The 6,720-nt window shown below is 63.6% G+C and carries 8 protein-coding genes; 2 read left to right on the top strand and 6 right to left on the bottom strand.

Annotation, left to right across the window (positions count from 1 at the left end):
- Both VML93_RS33365 and VML93_RS33360 read right to left on the bottom strand, forming a co-directional pair.
- Window positions 1-483: NAD-dependent epimerase/dehydratase family protein (locus tag VML93_RS33365; RefSeq protein WP_325617327.1), on the bottom strand; the 483-nt coding region annotated here is incomplete at its 3' end.
- Window positions 480-974 (bottom strand): nuclear transport factor 2 family protein, encoded by a 495-nt coding sequence (locus tag VML93_RS33360; protein ID WP_325617325.1) that lies wholly within the window; start codon window positions 972-974, stop codon window positions 480-482. The genes VML93_RS33365 and VML93_RS33360, both read right to left, overlap by 4 nt.
- A 110-nt stretch (window positions 975-1,084) precedes the next feature.
- Here VML93_RS33360 and VML93_RS33355 point away from each other — a divergent pair, with 110 nt between their 5' ends.
- Together VML93_RS33355 and VML93_RS33350 are read left to right on the top strand one after the other, a co-directional pair.
- Window positions 1,085-2,083 (top strand): acyl-CoA dehydrogenase family protein, encoded by a 999-nt coding sequence (locus VML93_RS33355; RefSeq protein ID WP_325617323.1) that lies wholly within the window; start codon window positions 1,085-1,087, stop codon window positions 2,081-2,083.
- Window positions 2,067-3,242 carry an acyl-CoA dehydrogenase family protein gene (locus VML93_RS33350; protein WP_325617321.1) on the top strand — a complete coding sequence of 392 codons (1,176 nt, stop codon included), beginning with the start codon at window positions 2,067-2,069 and terminating at the stop codon, window positions 3,240-3,242. The genes VML93_RS33355 and VML93_RS33350 overlap by 17 nt, the downstream gene beginning before the upstream one ends.
- Before the next feature lie 52 nt (window positions 3,243-3,294).
- On the opposite strand, the gene VML93_RS33345 is transcribed toward VML93_RS33350, so the two are convergent.
- The 4 genes from VML93_RS33345 to VML93_RS33330 all read right to left on the bottom strand — a co-directional run bounded on the left by VML93_RS33345 (window position 3,295) and on the right by VML93_RS33330 (window position 6,692).
- Window positions 3,295-3,867: a hypothetical protein gene (locus VML93_RS33345; RefSeq protein ID WP_325617319.1), complete on the bottom strand. Its 573-nt coding sequence runs from the start codon at window positions 3,865-3,867 to the stop codon at window positions 3,295-3,297.
- The gene (locus VML93_RS33340; RefSeq protein ID WP_325617317.1) at window positions 3,864-4,730 is read right to left on the bottom strand and encodes a hypothetical protein; all 867 of its coding nucleotides are present in this window, start codon (window positions 4,728-4,730) and stop codon (window positions 3,864-3,866) included. Before VML93_RS33340 ends, VML93_RS33345 begins: the two co-directional genes overlap by 4 nt.
- A 55-nt stretch (window positions 4,731-4,785) precedes the next feature.
- The gene (locus VML93_RS33335; RefSeq protein WP_325617335.1) at window positions 4,786-5,202 is read right to left on the bottom strand and encodes a hypothetical protein; all 417 of its coding nucleotides are present in this window, start codon (window positions 5,200-5,202) and stop codon (window positions 4,786-4,788) included.
- A 116-nt stretch (window positions 5,203-5,318) separates the two neighbouring features.
- A complete protein-coding gene (locus VML93_RS33330; protein WP_325617315.1) occupies window positions 5,319-6,692 on the bottom strand; it encodes a cytochrome P450 in 1,374 nt (457 codons plus the stop codon).
- Window positions 6,693-6,720: the final 28 nt, after the last annotated feature.

The raw sequence follows: 6,720 nt of genomic DNA, 5'->3' as shown, positions 1-6,720 counted from the left end.
GACCTTGTCCTCGCCGTACTGGTCGATCGGATTCACCGGGGTGTCACCCGTGATGCGTTCGGGTTGCCGATACGGATTGCGCGACCCGTACACCGCCGCGCTGGAGGCGAACACGAACAGCGGCGGATCGCTCAGAGCCTTCGCGGAGTCCACCAGGTGCCGGGTGCCGTCCACGTTGACCTTGCGGGCCAACTGGGGGTTGCGGTACGAGGGCGGCGAGACGATCGCCGCCAGGTGGACAATCGCGTCCGGTCGATGGCGCGCCAGCGTCGCGGCGACAGCGTCGGCGTTGGTGAGGTCGGTGTATTCCGGGATGAGCGTGCCGGGATGCGACCCTGCCGCCAGGCTCGCGGCGGCCGCCGACGAACGGTCGTTGCGGACGTCCATCGCGATCACGGTGCGTCCCCGCCCCAGCAAGATTTCGGCGCAACGCTTGCCGACCTGGCCGAAAGCGCCTGTAACGAGAACGGTCTGGCTGGTCATGCGCTGAACCTGCGTGCAAGGGCCGCCCCGGCCTGACGCAAGCGAGGCGAAAGACGCACGGAGATAAGCGGATTGAAGAAATCCTCACGCACTCGGGTCAGTGTGGAGGTCTTGATCAGCCACCGGCCGTCGACCTTCTCGTAGGTCTCGTGGTAATGCCCACGGCCATTGAGGTTGACGCCCGGCGTCAGCCGCACCACGTCCTCCAGCGCCCAGATTCCGGTCGCGGTCGTGTCCGACGTGACCGTGATCTCGGGGGCGTGTACCTGGTGCACAGTCGGTTGCTTTTCCAGCGTGCCCCGAACGAAAGCCACGAACTCGTCGGCGCCGGTAATCAGCTTCCCGCCCGACGGCGAGGTGTCGCTGACGAAGTCGTCGGCGAACAACGTCCGCCAGTCGTCCCATTGTTTGGTGTCCAGGAACCGGCAGTATCGGGCCTTGAGCTGCTTGATTGCCTCGATCTCCAACAGCGTCGTTGCAGCGTCCGCCATTACGGCCCCTCCCGGGAGTATCGGCACCTCGTAACCGATTTATGAGATTACTACTTCCGCAAGGGAGAATGTTATTCTCGCCTGGGTGACGAGGACAGGAGGCGGCTCGGATGCTGTTGGAGTTCGATGCTGATCAGCGGCTGTGGCAGCAGACCGCACGAGACGTCGTCACCAAGGAGTGTCCAGCCTCGCTGGTGCGCAGCGTGGCCGAGGACGGCGTCGACCCCAGCCCGCTATGGAAGGTCTATCTAGACCTCGGGTGGACGGAGCTGAACGATCCGGCCAGCGCGGTGGAGCTGGCGATCGTGTGCGAAGAGTTGGGCCGCGCGACCGACCCCACCCCATTTCTGGCGACGATGAGCCAGTTCGCACCCCTGGCCGGAGATCGGTTCGAGCCGCACGAGTCGGGGACTGCCGTGTACACCGGGGTGTCGGCACACCGGGACGACGAGGGCTGGGTGCTGCACGGGATGGCACGGCATGTGCTCGACGGCGATCGTGTCGACCGGTTGGCGGTGGTGACCGACGCGGGGGTGTTCATCATCGCGGCCGATCAGGTGTCGGCCCGCCGCTCCGCGGTGTTCGACCCGGTGTTGCACGTCGCCGACTTGTCCTTCAACGACGTTCGGGTGCCCGACAGCACCCGGGTGACCGTTGACCGCGAGCGTGCGAATCATGTTGCGCTGACCGGCATGGCGATCACGATGGTCGGCGCCTGTCAACGCATCCTCGATCTGGTCCTCGAGCATGTCCGCAGCCGCCATCAATTCGGTGTGCCGATCGGATCGTTCCAGGCGGTGCAGCACAAGGCCGCTGACATGCACGTCGCAGTGGAACGCGCCAGGGCGCTGTCCTACTTTGCCGCGTTGACGATCGCCGTCGACGATCCACGGCGCCGGCTGGCGGCCGCAATGGCCAAGGCGGCTGCGGGGGAGTGTCAGTCGCTGGTGTTCCGCCACGGCCTGCAACTACACGGCGCGATGGGGTTCACCTGGGAGAACGACTTACAGTTCGCGCTCAAGCGAGCAAAGGCGGGCGAGCTGATGCTCGGCGGCGCGGCAGAGCATCGCGCGCGGATCGCGGAGGAGTACCGTGCAGCTGACTTTTGATCCCGACGTCGAAGAGTTTCGGGCGGAGTTTTCCGCCTTCCTCGACGAAAATCTGCCTCCCGCAAGCGAAACCCTGGAGCGTCCTCGGTCGGTCTCACACATGCCGGCCTGGGCGCGCCGCTGGCAGCGGCTGCTGTTCGACAACGGCTGGCTGCTGCCCGGACAGCCGCCGGAATTCGGCGGCCGCAACGCAACGGTGGTTCAGCAGTTCGTCCATCTCGAGGAACTGTGCCGCCGGCGGATCTACCACAGCCTCAACCCGCAGGGCGTGAATATCGTTGCGGCGTCGCTGCTGTCGTTCGGAAGCGACGAACAGAAGCAGCGCTGGGCGGTGCCCATCCTGCGCGCGGAGATCACCGCTTCGCTGGGGATGAGCGAGCCGAGCGCCGGCTCCGATCTGGCGTCGCTGCGCACCAGCGCCGTGCGAGACGGCAATCACTTCGTGGTCAACGGGCAGAAGGTGTGGACCTCCGGAGCCCATGACGCCGACGTGCTGTTGACCTTTGTCCGCACCGACCCTGACGCGCCAAAACACAAGGGCATCAGCGTGTTGCTGATCCCGACCGATACCGAAGGCGTAGTGCGCCGGCCCTTCCCGTCGATCTGCGCAGCCGACGACCTGGACTTCAACGAGGTGTTCTTCACCGACGCAAAGGTGCCCGTAGAGAACCTGGTCGGTGAGCTCAACCAGGGATGGCGAGTCGCCAACGGATCCCTCGGGCACGAGCGGACCATGATGTGGCTGGGTTTCGCCGATCGGCTGGACAACATGATCGCCGATTTCCACCCGTCCTCGGTGCTCGACCGCGACCACTACGCCACGACGATCATGGACAAACAGGCCCTGCGCCTGTTGGGGTCGGTGGCGTTGGCCCGCGCCGCACGTGGTGAGGACGATACTTCCGCGATTTCGGTGCTCAAGCTGCTCGGTTCGGAGGCAGAGCTGCGCGCGAGCGAATATGCCTTAGCTGCTTGCGGATCCGACGGGCTCATCCATCCCGCTCTGAGCGGCCCGTATGCGCCGATGAACCTGGACCACTATTTCAACAGCTGGTTCGAGCGTTACGCGCGCAGCTTCTCGGGCACGATCGCCGGCGGCACCTCGGAGATCCAGCGCAACATCATCGCCCAGCGCGTGCTGGACCTACCGCGGGGTTAGCTTCGCTTCTCGAGTGTGCGGCTAGCTTTACGCTCCGCCTCAGCGCGAGTCGCTAGACCGGGTCGAATTTGGTGATCAGCCAGGCGCCGTTGACTCGGGTCAAACTCACCAGCACGCTGCTGGAGGCCATCGCGGGGTCGGGGTTGTCTTTGGTCGTGGTGGCCTGGTCGACCAGCACCAGCACAACGGCGGAACCAGGCTGTAATTCGGAGACCGCGGCCCCCGAGACCCGAGCGATGGTTTTGAGCGACTTTTGTTTGGCCGCCGGAGCGACGATCTGCTCCGTGAACTGGTTGTAGTACGACAGAAAATCTCCAGAGAGGTGCGACTTTGCGGCCGCGAAGTCCTTGTCGAGTGACTCGGGCGAGTAGGACAGCAACGCGACCGTTCCTTCGGATGCCGCATTGACGACCGCGCTCGCGACGCCGGCGTCGGTTTGTTTAGCAGGTCGGTACTTCTCGAAGTACAGCCACGTCGCCCCGGCACCGGAAATCAGTAGCAGCGAAATGAGAATAACGGGAACGATTTTCACCTGTTGCCGCGCGCGAGGATTGCTACCCCCACTCCGTTTGAACGGCGTGGAAGAGTCGTCGGCGGTGTCGATGTCGCGGGTGTCTTCGCTCACAGAACGAACTCCAGTTTGGACATCTTGTATTGCCCGCCGTCGATTGTGACGGTCACCTTGAGCCGCCAGTTGCGTGGTTCGTCTTTGGCGCCCGCGGCGTTGGTGATCCGCGATGAGGCGGCGACGAGTACTAACGCGGAATCCCCATCGATGGATTGCACGGCCGCCGCATTCACGGTTCCCTGGGTGACCACTTTGGACTGTTCAACAACGGTCGTGAAATCTTTTGCGCGCTGTTGGAAGTCGTCCCTGAACTGGCCGGTCGAGCTGTCGATTACCCGCTGGACGTCCTCCTTGGCCCTGTTGAAGTCCATCGAAAACATGTTGACGACACCTTGTCTGGCCCCTGCCAGGAAGTTCGCCACGCGCTGGTTGCGCTCGGTGGTTTCATGATTTTGCCAAATCATGTATCCGCTGGCCCCGGTGAAGGCGCAGATGAGGATGATGACGGCCGCTTTCCACGCCACGGACAACGATGGCACCCGCACGCGCCGTCGAGACCGAGCCGATTTGGATTCCGTCTCCGCCTCTTCGACGGTTTCGTTGGAGGCTTCGTCCTCGGGTTCCGCTCTGTCGGCGTTGGTTGCTTCGACGGTGTCGGCGACGTCGTCGTCGGTCTTGACTTCGTCGTCGTCGGTTGCGTCCTCATCCGCTTCCGAGGCTTCCTGGGCGTTCTCAGCCTTGGCCGTTGCCTCGGCTTGCGCTTGCGCTTCACGCCGGAGCCGGGCGGCACGAGCGCGGGCGCGCGCCGCGGCCGCAAGCGCTTCGGCTTCGGCTGCTTCGGCTTCGGCTTCCTCGAGCAACGCCCTCAAGTCGGCTTTCGAGGTGGCCGAATCTTGCGGTGGGTTCTTCTCCTCAGCCATCGTGCTTACTGCCCGTCGCCGTCATGATCGACGGACTCCTGTACCTCTCACGCGGCTACCATCGCACGAGCGCGAACGGCCAACTGTTGGTGCCCCCCGGTCCGCCACCGCAGCCGGTGTCGAACGTCGAGTCGACCTGACCCGCCCGCGTCACCGGATCCCACGAGTAAACGTCGTGTGAGGGAAAGAACTGGACCACGCAGCGCACACCGTCGGGCACATCAACGGCCATTGTGTAGCGGCCGTTGGACAGATGTGCATCTGCCTTCCAGGGCGCCGCCTGTCCGTTGGGTTGCGGAACCGCTTGGACGGTTAGGCATTCGGGTCCTTGGTCATAACTGCACGGTCGAATCGCGAAAATCCAGCTGTGGCCAGGATCCCGGTTGGTATCCAGCCTGTAATTGCCAACCTGCATGTCCGCGTGGGCGGTCGGGGTGAGAGTCAGCGCGGCCGTGGTGAGCGCAAGGCCCACTGTGAAAGTCTTCACCGATGCTCTCCCGTCGCTGCACGCACTTGGCCTGAATATAGAGGGCGGCCGTGCTGAACAGAGCTACTCGGAAAAATTGGCGCAGTCAACGGCCGGTTCGTTCAGGTGTACTCGTCGATAACCGCGGATTCCTTGCGTTCGGTGATCGGCCTGGCGAGCTCCTGCTCGTCGCAGATGCGTTGAAGGTTCTCGAGTGTCTCGTCCAAGCCGGCTCCGACCTTGCGACCGGGCGTGAAGGTGGCCGGCAGTTTGCGGATGCCCTGGATGACACCGATGGTCTCGTAGTGAACGGTCCCGCCCGGGACGCACTGGTAGTCGGGCATCCGGTCGAGAACGGCCGTCAGCATGGATTTGAACACGGTGCGTGCCACGTTCGACCCGATGCACCGGTGGATGCCCAGTCCAAAGCTGAAGTGCCGATTGCCTTTACGGTCGAGGAGAATCTTGTCCGGGTCGTGGAAGACCGTTGGGTCGCGGTTGGCCATCGCCCACGAAATCCACAACCGTTCGCCCTCTTTGAATCGGGTGCCGTCGAGTTCGGTGTCGTCGGCGAAGGTCCGGCCATCCCCCGGCGCCGGAGTGAAGAAGCGAAGGAACTCTTCGGTTGCGGGGTCGAGCAGAGTTTTGCGCTCATTGCTCAGCAGCTGTCGTTGATCGGGGTGCTCCGACAGCCATTCCAAGGAGTGGGCGGTGAGGGCGGTCGTGGTGTCGAAGCCGCCACCGATGACCAGTCCCAGATTTCCCAGGATTTCCAGATCCGGGGCCGGCTCGCCGTCGATACGCATTTGGAGGAGACCGTTCACGATTCCGGGCCGCGGGTTGGCGCGGATCTCGATCATGCTGTTGACCATGTCGAGCCCCATCTCTCGGTGCATCGCGGTCACGCGCTCGATATCGGGGGAGTGCTCAGGCGTGTAGACCGCGGCGTGCACCGGCTCGCTGTACATGTTCCACTTCTTCAGCGGAATGCCCAGCATTGCCAGCGTGAAGACGGCGGGCACGATATTGGCCAGGTCGTCGACGAAGTCGATGCGGCCTTCCTCGATCTTGTCGTCGAGGCAGGCGCGCGTCACGTCGTCGATGAACGGCTCCCAGCGCTTGATCGCTGCCGGTGACAAATACGGGTTGAGTACGGTTCGATACGTGCGATGCTCGGGGTCGTCCATTTCGAGGATCCCGCCGCGAACCGCACTGACACGGCTGGCCGTCGGGATCGAAATACCTTTGTAGCCACGGCGCTCGCCGTGGATGTCGTGATCGTTGGAGATAGCAGGGCAACGGGCCAGCTCGAAGACCTCGTGGCCACCGGCCGCAACCCAGTGACCGCCATAGGTTTCCGTCCAGGCGATGGGGCACTTAGCGTGCATCTCTTCGGTGATCACCTTGAACTGCGACCGGTACTCGGAGGAATGCCGATCGAAGTGGTAGGAGTTCTTCTTACGTTCGCCGTCATCGACGACGTCGCTGACACTCAACGATCTGTCTCCCTATATGTCTCGGTAG

Source organism: Mycobacterium sp., from assembly GCF_035499775.1.
Classification (GTDB): domain Bacteria; phylum Actinomycetota; class Actinomycetes; order Mycobacteriales; family Mycobacteriaceae; genus Mycobacterium.
This window is presented reverse-complemented; position numbering and strand designations above follow the sequence as displayed.